General features: G+C 51.0%; 1 protein-coding gene. It reads right to left on the bottom strand.

Translation table 11 applies throughout. The annotated features are described in order from the left end of the window. Positions 1–288: 288 nt before the first annotated feature. Positions 289–1,212: a kdo(2)-lipid IV(A) palmitoleoyltransferase gene (gene lpxP / locus BBW68_RS00660; RefSeq protein ID WP_102135737.1), complete on the bottom strand. Its 924-nt coding sequence runs from the start codon at positions 1,210–1,212 to the stop codon at positions 289–291. Positions 1,213–1,817 lie beyond the last annotated feature (605 nt).

Raw genomic sequence — 1,817 nt, 5'->3', positions numbered from 1 at the left:
GCCACTGCAGGCTATGACAATTCGCAGCCGTCAGGCTACCTACTTGACGTACTCGACCGCAGAGCTCTGAATCTATTGGAAAGCATTGCTAATATTCAGAAGTATTTGGTAAGTTTGATTAATATCGAGTACTAGGACGGGGCAAAAATAGCACCAATGGTCACAAATAGTGCAAATAGTTTCACTACATGGAAGCAATGTGAGGGAGATAGCAGTTTTTGTTATTGAAGTGTAAAAAGAGTGACTAGCTCCGGCGCACAGTGGCGCTGGAAGGGGAGTCAACGAGGATTAATAGAGCGAGCTGGCCCCGCTTGGACGCGTTTTAAAGCGGCGGTGTAGCCACATATACTGATTGGGCGCACGCATGATCTCGCGCTCAATAACGCGATTCATATACTCGGCGGCCTGCTGCTCGCTTTCGATCGGGTAATTTTTCAGCTCTGGCTGGATTACTAATTCATAGCTGCTGTCGTCTTCGTTGCGGATAAGCACAACTGTGATCAGCGCAGGATTTGCCATGCGTGCCAGCATCCAAGTGCCGCTGGTAGTGGCCGCTTCAGGCACGGCAAACAGCGGCGCGAAGACGCTGCCCTTCGCGCCGTAATCTTGGTCCGGTGCAAACCAGACGGCCTCACCCTGTTTCAAGGCCTGTACCATACCGCGCAGATCGCGACGATTGATCATCGCTTTGTTCGAGCGCATGCGACCTTTAGTTTGCACCCACTCCATAAATTTGTTGTTGTGCGGGCGATACATGGCCATCATCGGCTGACAGAGGCCCATCGCCCGACCGCCAAGTTCCAGCGACATAAAGTGCACGCCGATAATCAGTGCGCCACGGCCATCGGCCTGAGCAGCCTGCAGGTTATGCAGGCCATTGACCTTAAACCAGCGCTTCACGCGGTGGTCGGACCAGAACCAAGCCATGCCGGTTTCAATCAGGCCCATGCCTAGGGATTCGAAATTGCCGACGATGCGGCGCTCTAGCTGCTCTTTGTCCATATCCGGAAAGCACAGCTCCAGATTGCGGCGGGCGATCGAGACGCGTCGCTTCATAAAGCGCATAGAGGTGCGTCCCATCCAGATGCCGAACTTATGCAGTAAAGGATACGGGAGTTGGACCAGCAGGAAGAGTACGCTGACGCCAAACCAAGTTAACCAGTAGCGTGGGCGAAGAAAACCCCGGTGGAATTTTTGTGATGGCTTCATCATATTGCTCATTTTACGTTAAGGACCAGAGAACCTGTAACGCATGTTGACTACAATCAGCTGCGATACAATAACTCAGACACCCATTCATGACGATGGTTTAGCCTGCTACCAAAGCTGGCAAAACTTTACATTTGTGGGGCGTAACGCACGGCGATCAGAAAGGTAAGGGCTGCAGGCTTGGGCAGGCATTTCCATTGGATGTAATTTTACACACACTAACCGCACTTCAGGAAGATGTGCAGAGGAATAATCTGACAAGAAAATTTTATCCGCTTAAAAAATAAAAAAAAGCGCCAGCCCCGGAGGGGCAAGCGCTTTTGCAACAACATGATATCCAGAGGATATTAGTTCATGGTTAGGAAACTGAATCGACCCTTTTGGGGTTTCCTAACCGTGAGCTGTGGTGAGGAAGGGGCTTATTGCGTCAGGTCTGTCGCATGATAATGCGTAAAAAAGCCGTTTTGCTGTGTTTCTCATCTGAAAGCCATTTTTCAGGCGAACTTATCCAGAGCCAGTGCCTGAAGCCATCGTTTTTTTTCCATCCGATGCAGCCTGTCAGAGAGCATTTTTGTGGCGTGAACGCCCGCCGTGGCACCGGCAAAACG

The sequence above is a fragment of the Candidatus Erwinia dacicola genome, assembly GCF_001756855.1.
GTDB classification, from domain to species: domain Bacteria; phylum Pseudomonadota; class Gammaproteobacteria; order Enterobacterales; family Enterobacteriaceae; genus Erwinia; species Erwinia dacicola.
The sequence above is the reverse complement of the archived record's forward strand: the minus strand, read 5'-3'. Positions and strand labels throughout refer to the sequence as shown.

Coding starts and splice junctions, on each gene's coding strand:
- lpxP (WP_102135737.1), bottom strand. CDS start 1,212: ATGATGAAGCCATCACAAAAATTCCACCGGGGTTTTCTTCGCCCACGC.